Here is a 16,851-nt window from a genome sequence, read left to right as displayed (position 1 = left end):
TTCCGCGATCGTTCAGCATCTTTTTCCGTTACAGTCAGCTTGGGGAGGTCTATCATAAGGATATTGTACTATCCCATATTATAAGTATCCTGCCAGTTAGTTCAACGAATATGTCCAGATTACAAATGACATCACCTCTTCCCTCCCCCTTGTCGGGAATGAGATAAAGTTCTTGTCAACAATCGGGAATGGGATAAAGTTCTTGTCATGGAAATTTGACAAGAACTTTATCCCATAAAAAGAAAACGCCGCGATCTACGCGACGTTTATTGGGACTATGTTCTTGTCACCCGACATATTTTTTCAGTTGTCAAGAATCTATACCGATAAATGTCAAGATTCTGTACCGATTAATTTTCTTCGGTTATTACATAACAAAAAGCAGCCCGCTTTAACTGGCTGCTTTTATCCATGTTGAACTAACTCATTTCGTTAATTCAACGGGCAATATGATTTCAACTTATTCCTGGACTATCGAACTTGCAGATGCTGCCGTATCCTTTGTCTCACCGTGTCCAGCACCGAATAAGTTTAATACGACTACTCCAATAACAATCAAAGCAATTCCGACGATGCTTCCTGAGTTAATCTTCTCTTTCCAAATCAACACAGAAATTAACGCTGTTGCGACTGATCCCACCCCTGACCAGACGGCATAAGTCATGTTTAAGGGAAGAGTCTTGAGTGCAAGTGAAATAAAAAAGAATGAGCAGCCAAACGCTACAAACGTGAGGAGTGTTGGATACAGTTTAGTAAACCCCTGGGATGCTTTAAGCATCGATGTACCGATTAACTCCCCAACGATAGAGATTGCCAAGAATAAATACGCCATTACTTTACCTCCTGTATTCTTGCTTTTAATTCTTCGATAACCTTTTGTCTTAATTCTGCTTTGAGGGGAGCTAGACCAAACATTTCAGAAAACCAAAGACCATCTACAGCTAAACGAACAAGAGTAGCACGAACAGGATCTAATTCATCATTTTCGATTTTGTCCTGAATCTCGGAGTAAAAGTGCTGCAGCTGTTGCAGCATTTCAGGATTAGTAAAGTGAGCAGCTGATATCGCCGTATATAGATCATTCACAGCACTATTTGGAGAAAGCCATGTTTCGAGATAAGATCTCGTCCACTTTCCTTTTGTATTTGGGTCTTCATTTGCCCTTTTATTAAACTCTTCGACATAGTTGTTAGACAACTGCTCAATTACACCTAGAATCAAAGTATCTTTATTTGGAAAATGGTACAGTAATCCTCCTTTGCTGATGCCTGCCTTTTTGGCAACGGCTTCAAGTGTTAAGTTTTCAACGCCTTCTTCATAAACAATTTGCGAAACCGTTTTAAGAATTAGTTCTCTCTTCAGATCTGTTTTATTAATTGGCTTCATTTTAATTATCACCCAGAGTTATTATACCGTCTGGACGGTTTTATTTCAAGCGACAAAGATTCCTCTGCTACTCTAATCTGCCCGTTACCTTAGTGAAATATCGGGATTCGGTATCTTGACATCTGACATATTTTCGAATCATTTTGGCATGTGACGATACCTCCGTTGGTCGCTTGTCAAAATTACGTTATTTATTGTACAGGATACACGACATTGGCTAAAGCCTAAACAGAAAACCCGCGCTCGGCGCGGGTTTTTAAAGGACTATGTTCTTGACACCGCCATGTGTCACATTTCGTAAGTTAATGATGCTTGTCTATTTATCATTTACTTGGATCTATACTTATTTGTACTCCTGCTCATCCAATTCAGATGCTGCTTGCTCAAACGCTTTTTGATGAGGAAGCGAAAGCTTTTCCATCGGTGGAAAAGTTGCTTCAAAAGCTTCCAGCCCGTTTTCATCCGGATACAACCCATCGCTGAATTTTATCTTGCCGGTCACGCCGTCCAGCGCACCCTCATAAAGCGGCAGAGCCATGACACCCGTATAAAACTTGCCATCCGTCATCGCGATATTATATTTTTTTGTGCCAACAAACCCGTACGGTTTGTAATGATAGGGAAATCCGCCAAGCACGATGGCGCGGTGTCCGTGTGTTTTTGCGCTTTCTATGGCGTGGGTGATCAATGCGCGACCGAATCCTTGCCGATGCAGCTCAGGTGTGATGGAGACCGGTCCGAAGGAAACAACAGGGATTTCTTCACCTTCAGGGGTTATCACCTTTGCATGGGTAAAATGAATGCTGCCGATGATTTCGCCGTTTTCTTCAATCACAAAAGACAATTCGGGCATATAGTCCTTGTGGCTGCGCATGGAATGCACAAGATAATGTTCAGTTGCACCGGGGAAGTATAAGTTCCAGAATGCTTTGCGGGTGATTTCCTCGACCCGCCGATAATCCTTAGGTTGTTCGTTTCGTATGGTAATCATATTGGTTCCTCCTTCTGTAAGACAGTTCAGTTGACCTCTCTTATTTTTTCGCTATCTCATCTTTTTTTTACATTTTTGATGAATCGTTTCATTTCATCCTTGCCACCGAACATTCTGTTGATTTTTTCGTTTTCAAGCTGACGGGAACTTAATCCACTATAGGACATTTCCCGTTGTAATTTTTTGTAGCTCGCAAACCGTTTTTCGGACAGGGTCTCATTCTTAAGAGCTTCTCTGATGGCACAATCCGGCTCTGTTTCGTGAGAGCAATCGCCAAATTTGCATCGGGCAGCAATTTCCTCAATATCTTCAAAGGTTTTTGACAGGTTCCCCGTATAGATCTGTAGCTCCCGCATACCCGGCGTATCTATGACAATGCCGCCGTTTGGCAATAGCAGCAGTTGTCGATGCGTTGTGGTGTGTCTGCCCTTGGCGTCATCTTCCCGTATCGCTTTTGTTCTCAGCACATCCTGCCCCATAAGGCGGTTAATGAGCGTAGATTTGCCGACGCCTGATGAACCGATAAACGCGATTGTCTTTCCTTGACCGACATAAGTGCTAATTTCATCCAGCCCATCCCCGTTTTCCGACGAACAGGTAATTACATCCACGCCCATGCTCACGGAAGCAATATCCGCCAATTTCTGTGGCAAATCATCGCACAAATCCGACTTCGTCAGGACGATAACCGGAGTTGCCATACTATCCCAAGCAATCGTTAAATACCTCTCAATTCGCCTGATATTAAAATCTGCATTGAGCGACATGCAAATGAAGATGGTATCGATATTGGCTGCAATAATCTGTCCGGCATTCTCGGTACCGGCAGCTTGCCGTGACAAAACGCTTTTGCGGCGCAGGACGTGATGAATGATTATTTTGCCGTCCTTTGCATCTACTTGGTCAATCATCACCCAATCCCCCACGGCGGGAAAGCTGGTTTGGTCGTCTGCGTTATAAGCGAATTTTCCTGAAACGCTGGCATCAATCTCGCCGCACTCGCTAATTACTTTGTATATTTCCCGGTGTTGTTCAGTCACTCTGGCAATAAACAGACCGTTGTACATAGCTCCTTCCTGTTCAAAGCACTCATTTAGTCCGTAGTTTTTCAAATTGATATTCACTAGTCTCAAATCCTGTCCGTAAAATTTCTTTTCATGAACCTATCAACTTGCTCCTTAAAGAGAGTAGTTACTTCATCTTTATTAGAGAATTCATCTGAAATGTTTAATAGTAGATAAAACGGTGCATAAAACTCAATTGCCAGTTGTTTTGGGTTACTACCATCCAAAGTGCTTTGTTCTATCATTTCTCGAAACAAATCTTCAATATAGCTGACCGGTCCGCTTCCTAAGATCTTTTGATATAAATCCGCCATCTCGGGATTTCGATATCGCTCTAATGTCAGCATTCTGCGAAAATCACTTGCAAATTCATCCTGTATCCAAAAATGAAATTGCGATTCAATGAATCCCTTTATTTTATCGATAGAAGTATTGCGATAAGTCAGTGGAGCTTTATCAAAAGTTTCTTCCGGCACCTCATATCTTTTTGCACGCTCCAAGTCTTTTTGGTACATACGCTTCACAATCGAATCAAATATATCTCGTTTGTTTTTATAATGCTTATACAATGCACCTTTTGTCATTTCGAGTTCTCCGGCTATGGTACTGACAGAAACAGCCTCATAACCATCTTTTGCAAATAGGTGTAACGCTGTTATCAATATTTTCTCTTTTGTATCAATCATCAATGCATCCTCCACCGTAGTAAACGATCGTTTACTAATTATAGTGAACGATCGTTTACTTGTCAATGATACCTTGAATAATGTTACTTGGTTGAATCAAGTCATATCATCCCGAAGAGCGTCAATAATATTTTCCCTTTTTAATTTGCTAATGGCATACAGCATTGTAGTAAACACCACCAAGAACACGCTTAACACGCTGATTCCGATACTGCCCCACGGGAACGTAAAATCGATGTCCGCCCCTCCGCTGATTAACCCTTTGTAAATCAGCCAAGAGATGATTCCCGCTATTGGAAGCCCGAACAGCAACGTCCTCATGCCATAAAAGGCACACTCGAAATTCATCATCTTATGAAAATCACGGTCAGACATCCCCACAGAGCGGAGCATGGCAAGCTCCCGTCTGCGCAACTTGATATTCGTGGAAATCGTGTTGAATACATTGGCTGTCGCAATCAGCGAAATCATAATGACAAAAACATATGTGAATACATCAACAACGAAGATGATATTGCGATTCTGTTCAAGTATTTTATGCACATTGTACAGGGTATACTCTGATGTGATTCCTGCACCCTGAATCATCGCTTCCATTTCAGCCACCGATTGCGATGGATTCTTTGACCGAAAGGTCAATCCCATATCCGCGTGGGTACCAGGGGTTTCAAATTTCTCTTTTAACTTACAGGGAGCAACCACCATAAAAGTGTATGGCTTCACCTCGGAAGGGTCCCTTGGAAGCGTATCAATCGGTATCGTATCAACAAATGTAATGTTTATATTTTGACTCTGTTCCCTCTTCGGCTTGTCATTCATTTTGGGAGCGATTGTAAAATTCATGGAACTACTTGCGAACATATCAATCAGCTCACTCTTCCCGTCTTTCGCGTCATTCACCTTTTTGGCTTTGGCAACGGCGATCATCTTCGCATTTGGCCCGGTATATTCCTCCGCGGAAAAGCCCAAGCTTTCGATAAAACGCAGATAAATACTGTCCTCAATAAACTGGATGTCCATTGGCAGATCAATTGCTTCGTTCGTCAGATCATAACCTGCGGATTCCCGGTAGCCGTCTGACAAATCGCTAGCTTTAACCTCGCCTGAATAGGTCGAAATCGCTTGATAGGAACTTTCGTAAATCCCGTCGGCAGTTTTCAATTCGTCATAAAGCCCGAACATTTCGTTTTCGTCCATGTCCTGAGTAGAAAAACTGATGTCATAGTCACTGTCCACTATTGACCGTTCCGCAGCCTGTTTCAGATGAGTTCCGAAAGCACTTGCCGATACAAACAGCGCTACGCTTAAAGTAAGCGATAAGATGATGCTGCGATAGCGTTTTTTGTTTCTTTTGAAGTTCTTTAACGCAAGAGTACCTTCCAAGCCGTAAATACGCTCCGTAAACTTTGGAGTTTTCACGGCTTTGGATTCGATTTTGACCTCGTTCGTCTGGCGAATACTCTCCATCACGGGAGTGCTTGCGGCCTTTCGAGCCGGGATATAGGCCGAAATCAGAATTGTAACCATACCGACCGCCACCGCGATGACAATCGTGGGGGCGGACACTGTCAAGGTTAAAGGTACGGTGCTGTAGAGAATGTTCCCAAAATTTCCGGCTACAACGGAAATCACAAGCCTGATACTGATTATGCCTACAATAACGCCTATCGGTATGCCCATTGCACCAATGCAAAGCCCCTCAAACAGCACCGAATTTCGCAGTTGCTTTGACGTGGCTCCCACCGACGAGAGATACCGAATTGACGGGTGCGTTCGTTCAACGATATGTTGAATGAATTGTAAATCAGAAAAATCGAGCCTATCATTATCAAAGCAACCAAAACGCCGCCAACCGAGTACAAAAGCGTATTGAACACGTTATCGCTCGAAACGCCCATGAAGCGCAACACCTCATCGTTAAAGATGTAAGCTTGGCTTCCGGCTATGTTGCTTGCGTAAGCGTGAACCCCACGCGGGTTTGTAAGCGTGACAAATAGGCTGAAGCTGTCCGTTTTATCTGGTGCATTCGCTTTCGTTATCAAGGTATATCCCGGCGCAGAAGATTCCTCAAAAACGGGTCTTTCGCTGATACCGACAACCGTGTAGGTTCTCTTGTCTTTGGGCACAAGGGTTTCTTCGACCTTCCCCTTGCCCCCGGAAACGTAAGGATCGTGTTGACCGAGATTCTCGCTTTCCTCCATTCGACTTCCGACAGCAAGTGAAAGCTTGTCGCCCACCGCGAACTTAACGCCGCCGTTTGCTGCGACGTGCGCTGGGACAAGAATCTCCCCGCTGTTTTCCGGCAATCTGCCTGAAACCAGGGTTATGGGCAAGGTATCAAAGGCTTCTTTGCTAAATCCGGCTATAAAAAGATACGGCTTGTTGGGGTTTTTGCCGCCATCAAGCTTTGCATAGCCGATATTTTCAAATGCTGCGGTGTTAGCGACTCCTTCGTCGTGAGTTCGTTCCTGTACGAAAGAAGAAGGGACGTCCAAAAACTCAACATGCCAATCACCGTATTTCTGGGCCGCTCCGTTTGCCATATAGCTCAGCAGAGAAACGCCAAAGGTGGCTACGGCCGTGATCATGGCGGTGGACAGAACCACTCCGATAATCGTGACAATCGTTCGTGTGCGACTCTTTTTCATGCCTTGCAGGGTAACTTTATTGAAAATGTTCATGGCCGTACCCTCTCGTCTCGCACTACTTTGCCGTCTGATATGCCGATAATGCGGTCTGCTTGCAGGACGATATTTTCATCATGGGTGACGATGAGCAGGGTTTGCCCATATTTTTTATTGCTTTCTTTCAGCAGTTTAATGATTTCATGCCCATTCCGGCTGTCCAAACTGCCTGTGGGTTCGTCGGCAAGCATGGCCGCCGGGGCGTTCATCAAAGCGCGTCCTATGGAAACACGCTGTTGCTGACCACCTGAAAGCTGATTGGGTAAATGCCTTTTGCGGTCTTGCAACCCAAGCATTTCGAGCAGGTCATTCAACCGTTCCTCGTTGACCTTCCGCTTGTCCATCAGTATGGGCAAGGTGATGTTTTCCACCACATTCAAAGTGGGAATGAGGTTGTGGAGCTGGTAAATCAACCCAACCTGCCGCCTGCGGAAAATGGCGAGTTTTTCATTGCTTTGGGCATATACATCCTGCCCGTTCAAATACACCTTCCCGCTTGTCGGCATGTCCACGCCGCCGATGATGTGAAGCAATGTGGATTTGCCGGAGCCGGACGAACCGATGAGTGCGGTAAACTTTCCCTTTTCGATGGTGAGCGAAATATTGTCAAGCGCGGTAACTTGGTTTTCCCCCTACCGCAGACCTTGCATAGATTTTCAATTTTTAAGAACTCCATTATGTTAGTCTCCCTTCTCCTAGTTAACCTATATAATAGAGCCTTCAACTTACATCTCTGTGACTTTCAGGTGAGAGATTCGTCACTTTTGGAAAGGTTTTTAGCGATTGCCTTATCGTCCTCAACCAAAAATATCCGTGGCATTAGTTAGACCTCCATTTACTTATCCATTCTTGCAAGTCGTTTAAATCTTCCGGATGCACACGTAGGATGTGCAACATTAAATGAAAATACAGTAGAATCATAGACTCGTCAACAAACTTATAAATCAATATTGTATAATTGTGTTCAGTTGCAGCTTTTTGAATCATACCAGGTACAGTCAAATCACGAAGCTCAACCTGCCGTATGATCACCCTTGTCATTCATTTCTGAAGATACCCGTTGTTTGGCCATCAGCTCAAACGTATCATGGCCGCAACCCCGGCATCCTTCATTCTTTAGCTGCTCTATGGTCGCAAACTCCTCGTTGATACCGACATACACATCTCTTGAGCATTGTTTGCAGCGGTAAGTACGCAGTGTTTGTTTTACCTCTCCTGTATACAGGCCAGAACATCCACATGCATAGCGGTATGCCCGCCATCTGGAAACAACCGCTGTAGCAGCAAACCAATAGACACACTTACCAGGTCATCATCGCCGACGCATAAAATCTTCTTTCCGATCAAGGCGTGATGCTTCAAACAAAGAATAGCTCGGCGTAAGCTCGTTTCTGTCGTGCATTTGGACTGATCGATCTGAACATCAACAGATGGCCGCTGCGATAATAGTTCCTCCAGCAACATATCTTTAAGACTCTCCTTCCATTTTGTCTCATCAATCAATTCGTGATAAAGGGAATGATTCAAGCCGCGTAATCCCCATTCTCGCTCAATCCATGCAAGTCCGTCAGTTGTGCAGCGGACGCCGCGATCCTGCACGAGCGCCCCCGCTTTAATCAATTCCCGTTTAATAGCCGCAGCGACAGGGGTCGGAAGCAGCGTTTTTCGCGCCAATTCTTTTGTTGAAATTCCCGGGTTCACGAGCACTTCACTCATCCGATGGAGGGTTTAATCAATGTGTACAGGGTACGATATTACACTTGATTATCGTTTGTTCCTCCAGATTCCGGAGTATGGATTCCCTCCCGATAGAAGCTTCGAGACAAGCGGAGATTCATAGCAAGAAGGATAATCGGGACAGCACACACGATTACCATTGTCTGTATTCGCACACCATCGGCTAAAGGACCAAAGATGGCCATGCCGAGGGGCATGAACCCGCTAAACATGACATGCAACAAGCTGAAAACCCTGCCCATCATCGAAGGCTCGACCTTTTCCTGCACCAGTGTGTAAACCGATGTTTGAGCGAACGGTATCGTAAATCCGATAAAGAACATGAGCACTACGAAGAGCCAAAACACGTTTGTGAATCCAATCGCAAATGATGTTGCACCATAAACCAGTATTCCAAAGAAAAGGGTCTTAACTCTGTTCTTAAATCCGCCGGTCGCACCGAGCAGTAGACCAGCAAGCACGGATCCGGCAAAACCAACCACTTCACTCACAGTCAGGAACATGATATTGTCGCCGAAGGTTCGTTTAATCATGAGGGCCGCGAGGAATCCCGAAGGAACGCACAGGAAAATGTACAGACCGTAAGTCGCGAACAGCTTTCTTAAAAATCTGTTATTCCATGTGAAGCGGAACCCTTCCCTCATTTCTTCAAATGCAGATGTTTTCTCTGTCTTGGGAACAGGCTGATGCTTTGGTATTTTTAGAGTCGTAAGGATACCGATTCCGATAATGGCTGTCGCAACGTCAATAAAAAGAATGTTGTAGATCGGGCCGATAGCCATAATCGCACCTGCCGCTATAGGGGAAACAAACTGCACGATGGACTGGATCGTGCCATTGTATCCGTTTATTCGGGAAAGCTTGTCCTCCGGTACGATTTGCGGAAGGGCAGAGTTTATTGCCGGGGAGTGAATCCCTCCACCAAAAGAACGGATGGCCGACACGAGAATGATTACCGGCAGAGCCGCATTGCCGGTGTTACCCGACATCATAAACAGAGCGAGCAGCAGGGTTGTGATGGCAATAACCCCATCGGATAGAATCATGATTACTTTGCGGTTGTATCTATCCGCCCATACTCCCGCAATGGGTGAGATCAGCATTTGGGGCAGGAATGATGCCAATGTCAGTATCGTAACCCAAATCCCTGACGAGGTTTCCAGCGTCACATGCCAGATGATTGCCATCTGTACCAGTTGGGAGCCGAATAGTGAAATGCCCTGCCCGAACAGAAAAGCCGCAACTCTTCCCTTCCAGCCTTGAGATTGTTTTTTATCAAGATTCATGTTGTCCCTCCTATCAAGCACCACAAAAGTAATTGCTTAAAAAAGTATACATCCAGCCTATCAACTGGTGGCATAATGGAGACTTACTCACGTTCACGGTTGATTCCGTTTGTATTTCGCTGAATGGAACTAAGGATGCTAGTAAGTTCTCCGTGATAGGTCAGTGTAAGCCTATGCATAGCTCTTGTGCATGCAATGTACAGTAAGCTCCGGTCATAATCCGATTGATAAACATCAGAGTTTACGGAAGGAACAATGACTTCATCAAACTCAAGACCTTTGGCCATATATATAGTGGTGATGATAATCCCGTTTTCAAATTTTGAGCTGTCGGAATTCAGGAGGATAACTTCATGTTTCTTTTTCAATTCTCGGTAGAGTTCTTCTGCTTGACCGATTGATCTGCAGACAATACCAACTGTTGCTAAACCACTGTTTTTAAATTCCTCAAGCCTATCGTCTATCACAGACAGTTCAGAAATCCAATCATCACATTGGAGAATCTCCGGTTCCTTTCCATGTCGTTCTATAGGCTCGATGCTGTTGTTTTGTATATTTTGAGCAAATTTGATGATTTCATAGGTGGATCTGTAGCTTCTAGTGAGCGTTACGTACTCTGTATTTTCGTAGAGCTTAACAAAATCCTCTCGTGAAATGGAGTTATAAGGGTTAACGGATTGACCGAAATCACCCAAAATTGTTTTCCTGCAACGAAACAGCTTGTTGATGACCGCATACTGCACCGGCGTGTAGTCCTGCATCTCATCAATCACGGCATGTTTAATGTCATCATATCCCTGTATTCCTTCAAAACATATTTTTAAATAGAGATAAGGGTATACATCCGATGCTTCTAATTTATTTTTGCTTTTAAGCGAGAATAAATCCGGTCTTTTGATATATTCAAAAAAGCCATTATAGAATGATAACGTACTATCATAATGCAACATTGAAACCAGCTTTTTTATGACCTCCTTTTTTCCAGGGATGTTTCGCTTCGTTCTAGTTTCCGATTTTATTTTCTCAAGAATGCTTCCAGCGATTTCTTCCATCCTTTGGAGAATTGGTTTTGCTTTCAGAGTATGATATCTCGTTTGGATAAAATCTTTTGAAATGGTGATTTTTCCAAAAGAACAATCGCAGGGGAAGAAAAAGTTATCATCCGCATACTCAAGGTACTCATCCAAAAGAGATAGGAACTCCATTGAGGACTTGAATTGAATTCGTTCCGACAGCTTTTTGTCATTCCCTTCAAGGGTCAGTTCAATCTGCTCGGTAAATCTCTCGAAATCGATGGAATTATTCAGCATCTCCGCCGCAATATTCTCAAATCCCGTTTCTGTCACAGGCTCTTCGCCCAACTCCGGCAATACGTTGGAGATATAGTCGGCAAATACCCTGTTAGGGGAAATGATCATAATATTCTGAGCGGCTAATCGGTCTTTGTACTTGTATAAAAAGTAAGCTATCCGGTGCAGCGCAATGGATGTCTTCCCCGATCCGGTGGCGCCCTGAATGACCAAGACATTGGCCTTTTCATTTCTGATAATCTGATTTTGCTCTTTTTGGATTGTCGCGATGATATTTTTCATTTTTTGATCCGAGGTATGGCTCAATTCCTTTTGAAGCACCTCGTCACTAATACCGATTGAGCTCTCAAGAGCATATTCCATAATGCTGTTTTTAATCTTAAATTGCCTTTTCAGGCTCATTTCACCTTCGATCTTGCCCACAGGAGCATCATAAAAGGCAGGCCCAAGCTCAAAATCGTAATACATCCCGGATATTGGGGCTCGCCAGTCGCATATCAGCATATTGCCTTTTTGATCAACATAAGAAAACCGCCCAATATAAAACGGCTCCGCTCCGTCCTCATCGTTAGGCCTAAAATCAATTCTGGCGAAATAAGGCGAATCCATTAACTTTTCGATCATTTCTCGCCTTTTTACGGTGAATTCACCCAAGTTTACGTTTCGGCCAATCGACTGTTTGTTTGAAAAAATCTCCATGGAATCCATATCACTTCTATTTTCCCAAAGATATTTCATGGATTCTTTAAATTCATCTTCATATCTTGAGACCGTTTGATTCAATTCCTCTAAAGAATCCTCCAATTTTCCTATGATCATTTTCAGATGCTTTATTTCATCAGATAATATAACTGTCATTGTTTTACTCCTAATTTTGATAATTAATGCGCATTGCGATTTACCCGACTTATATAGATGGTTTTTTATTCAAGCATTGCCTTTCCTCATGGCATCAAGCATTTTCAGCATTTCCAGTGCATCCGCTTCTGCCATGTCGAGTGCCGTAATATACCGATCAGTAGCATAAACAATGCCTTCCTCTTCACCTGGCGTATTAATAACTTCCCGTATATTCCCTTCTCCACGATCCAGACGATTCAGCATGCGCAGAATGGACATCATGGAATAATGGGCACTCCGAAGGATGCAGATGATTTTCAGTCGACTCATTTCCTTTGAGCCATATCTTCTGTATCCGTTGGCATTCCGCGGCACCTCTATCAAGCCGTTTCTCTCCCAATCACGCAGAACGTCTTTTGTGATGCCGAGAGCGTTAGCAGCTTCAACTCTGCCATTGAACACAATCGTTTCTACTGATTTTTTGTTGTTTTCAATGATATTAAGCGTGATACTGATTGCTTCTTCAGCTCTGGCTTTTTCTATCCGCAAATGCTCTAAATAGTTCAATGTGCTTTGATACGCCCCCTCAATATCATCCGTTGCCGCAATCTTCACAATTTCATAGACTTCCTGCCTGAGCCTGTCACTGATAATCTCCGCGCGGAAGGCAGTACGCAACAGCCGAAGCTGTTCAAGATGTCTGTCATTAAAGATTCGGTAGTTGCCTTCAGTCCTTGGTATCGGAGGTAGCAGTTTCAGCTTTTCATAAAGCCGTATGGTATTGGGATGGACTCCTACTAATTTTGCTATTTGGGCGGTTTTATATGTCATAATGAATCCACCCCCTTTTCTTTGGATATGGCGCTAAAACTATAACCGCTGCTAGGTTTCAAGCGCAAGCATTGATTTCCCGCTGACGGACTGTCCCGTGAATGCAATTAGCTTTTATTTAGGAATCTGTAGTTTTATATTTTCAGATTATTTTCTTTTGCTCCTTTGATCGTGACGAACATTTATTTTTCTCCTCCTTACAGGGTTCGTTTTTATGCTACAGAGTCAGCATAAAAAACATACCACCAAATTATACAGTGGTGGTTAAGTGGAGAGTTTGAAATTGTTTTGCCCATACAGTTGTCAAACTATACTGCCCGTTAGCTTCATGAATTTGAAACCCAGTTAGATACTTATCTAATCGGTAATCGACTATGTTCTTGTCCATTACGGCAATCGGGACAAGAACTTGTACCGATAAAACAAAAAAGCCGCTAAATTAGCGACTTTCTAAGGGACCATGTTATTGTCCCTCGACAATAAGATTAACAGCCCGCCCATAAATTCAATTATTTTTCTATCTCATCGAAAACAACATGCTGATCATAATAATCTTTTAGTTCAGAGTAGTCATCGGACAAATTATCAGCCCAAGATACCAAAAACAACTTATTGATAGTTCTTGTTTCAAATAAGTCATCAAGTATCTCGATCTGCTGCTTACTTTTAAGTACATTGTCAAGAGGATATAAAATAGCAAAATCATATTCCATCCCAGTGTTATTCCAATTCGTCTTTTTGATACTATCGAAATATAAAGTATGTATTCCAAGTTTATAGCCTATTCCTGTTTTAAAATCCTTAGATTCATTAAAAAACGAGCCTATGTTTTGCATATAATTTGCACGAAATAGAACTTTCGAGCTATCTGGTACATATTCTTTTAAAATGTGCAGAATCAACCTGTGTTTTTCATACTGATGAGTACCAGTAAGAAGCAGTGACTTTTTATCAGATTGCAAAAAGTCCAATATATCTTTAACTACATCGTCTCTTGTGTTCAACTATATTCATCTCCTCAGCAACCCGACAGATACGCTATACAACCAGCAGTTGCTCTTTAGCCTCTCTAGCAGCAAGCTCGGAGGGCAGCCATACCGGTACGCCCAGCTCTTCATGCAGCTTCTGCTTCAATCCCCATGTGAAGCTTATGCAGTCAAGGACTACCTGCTCCACTTCGGCTGATCTAAGGTTGTCGATCAGCTCCTCTACTGCCCCTGTTCCATCAGGAGGCAGCATGACTGCAGGCTCAAATCCCGCCTGTCGCCATCTGCGCCCAGCAGCCTGAACCTGGCTCTCGGCTGGAACGACTACACCCAGCCGAGAGCTGCCTGCTGTGGAACGAGCCTTGTTTTCCAACAGCTGTCCAGGCAGAATTACCACAGCTTGTGACTGGAATGGCGGGAAATCACCGGCACACAGCAGTACAACCAGCTTGGCTCCAGCATCTGCCAGCTCATTTGCCCTTTGCTCCAAAGGTCCTATCAATGCCTCCTGCTGAATGACGACCGGGCCGTCCTGAGTTATGACATGAAGGGGATGCTCTCCTGCCTGCTTGGCTAATAGGAGAATAGCGTCAGGCGTCAAACCGTCAAGTCCGCCTTTCATAGCAATAGGCACAGAAGACGGCAATATGCTGCGGAACGGCACTTCCAAATCTGCCCGGGGACTGTGCCCCAACGTTAATAGTCCCAGCATTTCCTCGTTCCCTCCTCACTAGTGGATTTACTCTCGTTCCAGCCTCAGTGAATACGCACCGTTCAGTTTTTCGGAAATATCGCCTGCTGTCTGAAGCGTCGCTTGGATAATAGCGGCCCGTTCCTGATCTCCGAATCTTTCTTTGGGGCCAGCCACCGTCAGACTTGCGACCACTTGGCCTTGATCGTCAAAAATTGGAGCTGCAACACCAAAAATATTCTGATCCACCTCTCCTAAAGTCACCGCATAGCCATGCTCTTTGATCGCTTCTATAGAAGCATTGACCTCTTTTCGGGTTTCTTTATCTACAATCGCATTCAGTATCTTCTCAACGACCTTTTTCTTCTCAAATGCCAAGATACTCTTACCTGTTGCTCCCAGCTCTATAGGAAATGTTCTCCCATTCTCCACTACAAACCGCAGAAATCTACGGCTCTCTATCGCCAAGATGACACAAGTGCTGCTCCCGACTCGAACTGCTAGTACAGTGGTTTCTTGTACCTGCTCCGTTAACCGCTCCATGAAAGGTCGTGCGATCATATATAATTCGCGGTCCATCTGGTAATGAAGGCTGCGGGCCAAATCCAGAATACGCAAGCCCAGACTGATTTGCCCTTTCTCTTTACGCTCCAGTATCCCGTTTTTCTCCAGGGTCTGTATCAAACGATACGCTGTACTTTCCGGAATTGAAACTTTCTCCGCAATTTGAGTGACCGTCAGCATCGACTCCGCATCTCCCAAAGCAAAGATGATATCCAGTGCACGAACCAGCGTTTGTGAACCATTCATAATGAAAACTTCCTTTTACTCCGAATTTATAGTATTGAAAAAGCGGTTCAGTCTCGGGTTATCATTGGAACCAAAAATAAACTCCGGAGAGCCCTCAGCCATAATCCGGCCCTCTTCCATGTAAAGCACCCGATCCGATATGTTCCTGGCAAAGCGCATTTCATGGGTAACTACAATCATCGTCATCCCCTCCTGGGCCAGCTGAGTCATCATCTGCAGAACCTCCCCAACCAGCTCCGGATCGAGAGATGAGGTAGGCTCATCAAACAGCAGAACACTCGGCTTCATCGCAACCGCACGAGTGATAGCGACCCGCTGCTGCTGCCCGCCTGACAGCATTCCGGGATAATCATTCTTTTTCTCCAGAAGCCCTACCCGGGACAACAGCTCTTCGGCATTTTGCACGGCTTCACGCTTTGAAGTTTTATTCACGGTCATAGGACCCTCAATAATGTTCTGAAGAACCGTCTTATGGTTCCACAGATTGAAATGCTGGAATACCATCCCTACCCGGCTGCGCACCTTGCTCAATTTAAATTTTGACATAAAGGTCAAATTTCCTGCACGGTTGATTGAATAATGCACAGGCTCATTCTCTATCATGATACCTCCGGACGTAGGTACCTCCAGCAAGTTGATCATGCGCAGCAAGGAGCTTTTGCCTGCACCGCTCGGGCCGATAATGGAAACGACCTCCCCTTTTTCAATGGAAAAGTTAATGTCGTTAACAACCGCTTTTCCCCCATACTGCTTGGTAATGTGTTCTAGTTCTAGAATCGGCATAACCTGATCCTCCTAATCCGCTTACTTAATGAAATACGGCCTGCTCCATCTATTATTTATATCCATGATTCAGCTTCAGCTTACGTTCCGAGTATATTTGCAGTGACATGAGAACACTGGTCATAATTAAGTAAAGAACTGCCGCTACGCCAAGTGTTTCAAGTGGCATATAAGTGCTGCTGAATTGGCTCTGCGCATTGAGCATCAAATCGGGAACGGTTATAACCGAAACCTGGGCCGATTCTTTGAGCAGTGCTACAGAATTACTGATGTAAGTCGGTATAATAAAACGAATAATTTGCGGAATCCGAATCCGGATCAAAATTTGCCAAGGCGTCATGCCGATGGCTTCCGCCGCTTCAATCTGACCCTTGGGAATGGCCAGCATCCCTGTCCGGATGATCTCTGCCTTATAGGCGGCCGCATTCAACGATAAACCAAGCAAACCCGCTGCAAATGCCGATAAAGTAATGCCGAACGGGGGCGTATAGTAGATGAACACGAGAACCATTAGAATGGGAACGCCTCTAAATACCCAAATGTATACGATCGCGAACAGCTGTACGAGCTTATTATTGGATAATCGCAGAGCCGCCAGCAAAAATCCAAGCAGTGTACCTATAATAATCGCTAATATAGAGATTTCAAATGTAACAACTGCCCCTTCCAATAAAAAGGGCAAGACCTGCATGACCTTTTCCAGATTCAACAACGCTGCCTCCTTTCCATTTCGCCCAATGATTCAAAAACAATTCCGGCCCCTGCA

At 44.2% G+C, this 16,851-nt stretch carries 16 protein-coding genes and 1 pseudogene; all 17 read right to left on the bottom strand.

All coding sequences use genetic code 11. The annotated features are described in order from the left end of the window. Positions 1 to 460 precede the first annotated feature (460 nt). The 17 genes and pseudogenes from B1728_RS26125 to B1728_RS26050 all read right to left on the bottom strand — a co-directional run bounded on the left by B1728_RS26125 (position 461) and on the right by B1728_RS26050 (position 16,794). A complete protein-coding gene (locus B1728_RS26125; RefSeq protein ID WP_079913351.1) occupies positions 461 to 832 on the bottom strand; it encodes a DMT family transporter in 372 nt (123 codons plus the stop codon). Next, a complete protein-coding gene (locus B1728_RS26120) occupies positions 832 to 1,386 on the bottom strand; it encodes a TetR/AcrR family transcriptional regulator (RefSeq protein ID WP_079913350.1) in 555 nt (184 codons plus the stop codon). Before B1728_RS26120 ends, B1728_RS26125 begins: the two co-directional genes overlap by 1 nt. 343 nt (positions 1,387 to 1,729) lie before the next feature. Continuing rightward, on the bottom strand, positions 1,730 to 2,377 hold the full coding sequence (locus tag B1728_RS26115; protein ID WP_079913349.1) for a GNAT family N-acetyltransferase: 648 nt from the start codon (positions 2,375 to 2,377) through the stop codon (positions 1,730 to 1,732). Between the two features lie 56 nt (positions 2,378 to 2,433). After that, complete coding sequence (gene rsgA / locus B1728_RS26110; RefSeq protein ID WP_256865512.1) at positions 2,434 to 3,501, bottom strand: ribosome small subunit-dependent GTPase A; 1,068 nt, start codon at positions 3,499 to 3,501, stop codon at positions 2,434 to 2,436. A 5-nt stretch (positions 3,502 to 3,506) separates the two neighbouring features. Beyond that, the gene (locus tag B1728_RS26105) at positions 3,507 to 4,127 is read right to left on the bottom strand and encodes a TetR/AcrR family transcriptional regulator (RefSeq protein ID WP_079913347.1); all 621 of its coding nucleotides are present in this window, start codon (positions 4,125 to 4,127) and stop codon (positions 3,507 to 3,509) included. Positions 4,128 to 4,223: 96 nt separating this feature from the next. After that, positions 4,224 to 5,870: an ABC transporter permease gene (locus tag B1728_RS36980; protein WP_368665240.1), complete on the bottom strand. Its 1,647-nt coding sequence runs from the start codon at positions 5,868 to 5,870 to the stop codon at positions 4,224 to 4,226. Next, positions 5,792 to 6,808 carry an ABC transporter permease gene (locus B1728_RS36975; RefSeq protein WP_256865511.1) on the bottom strand — a complete coding sequence of 339 codons (1,017 nt, stop codon included), beginning with the start codon at positions 6,806 to 6,808 and terminating at the stop codon, positions 5,792 to 5,794. The genes B1728_RS36980 and B1728_RS36975 overlap by 79 nt, the downstream gene beginning before the upstream one ends. Next, positions 6,805 to 7,487, bottom strand: a pseudogene (locus B1728_RS26095) (ABC transporter ATP-binding protein). The gene B1728_RS36975 and the pseudogene B1728_RS26095 overlap by 4 nt, the downstream one beginning before the upstream one ends. A gap of 530 nt (positions 7,488 to 8,017) precedes the next feature. After that, positions 8,018 to 8,512: a bis-aminopropyl spermidine synthase family protein gene (locus tag B1728_RS26090; RefSeq protein WP_306293551.1), complete on the bottom strand. Its 495-nt coding sequence runs from the start codon at positions 8,510 to 8,512 to the stop codon at positions 8,018 to 8,020. A gap of 53 nt (positions 8,513 to 8,565) precedes the next feature. Continuing rightward, positions 8,566 to 9,834: an MFS transporter gene (locus tag B1728_RS26085; RefSeq protein WP_079913345.1), complete on the bottom strand. Its 1,269-nt coding sequence runs from the start codon at positions 9,832 to 9,834 to the stop codon at positions 8,566 to 8,568. Between the two features lie 83 nt (positions 9,835 to 9,917). Beyond that, complete coding sequence (locus B1728_RS26080; RefSeq protein WP_079913344.1) at positions 9,918 to 12,002, bottom strand: HelD family protein; 2,085 nt, start codon at positions 12,000 to 12,002, stop codon at positions 9,918 to 9,920. A 69-nt stretch (positions 12,003 to 12,071) separates the two neighbouring features. After that, positions 12,072 to 12,815 carry a MerR family transcriptional regulator gene (locus B1728_RS26075; RefSeq protein WP_079913343.1) on the bottom strand — a complete coding sequence of 248 codons (744 nt, stop codon included), beginning with the start codon at positions 12,813 to 12,815 and terminating at the stop codon, positions 12,072 to 12,074. A 509-nt stretch (positions 12,816 to 13,324) separates the two neighbouring features. Next, the gene (locus B1728_RS26070) at positions 13,325 to 13,819 is read right to left on the bottom strand and encodes a hypothetical protein (protein ID WP_079913342.1); all 495 of its coding nucleotides are present in this window, start codon (positions 13,817 to 13,819) and stop codon (positions 13,325 to 13,327) included. Positions 13,820 to 13,853: 34 nt separating this feature from the next. Beyond that, entirely contained in the window at positions 13,854 to 14,513 is a 660-nt protein-coding gene (locus B1728_RS26065) for an AroM family protein (protein WP_079913341.1), read from the bottom strand. Between the two features lie 27 nt (positions 14,514 to 14,540). Then, positions 14,541 to 15,302, bottom strand: coding sequence for an IclR family transcriptional regulator (locus tag B1728_RS26060; protein WP_079913340.1), 762 nt, complete (start codon positions 15,300 to 15,302; stop codon positions 14,541 to 14,543). Positions 15,303 to 15,317: 15 nt separating this feature from the next. Then, positions 15,318 to 16,085 carry an amino acid ABC transporter ATP-binding protein gene (locus tag B1728_RS26055; RefSeq protein ID WP_079913339.1) on the bottom strand — a complete coding sequence of 256 codons (768 nt, stop codon included), beginning with the start codon at positions 16,083 to 16,085 and terminating at the stop codon, positions 15,318 to 15,320. Positions 16,086 to 16,137: 52 nt separating this feature from the next. Next, positions 16,138 to 16,794 carry an amino acid ABC transporter permease gene (locus B1728_RS26050; RefSeq protein WP_079913338.1) on the bottom strand — a complete coding sequence of 219 codons (657 nt, stop codon included), beginning with the start codon at positions 16,792 to 16,794 and terminating at the stop codon, positions 16,138 to 16,140. Between the last annotated feature and the right edge of the window lie 57 nt (positions 16,795 to 16,851).

This window comes from Paenibacillus sp. 32352, assembly GCF_002042965.1.
Lineage (GTDB): Bacteria > Bacillota > Bacilli > Paenibacillales > NBRC-103111 > Paenibacillus_S > Paenibacillus_S vulneris.
Note: the sequence above shows the minus strand (reverse complement) of the source record. Positions and strands in the feature narration are given on the sequence as shown.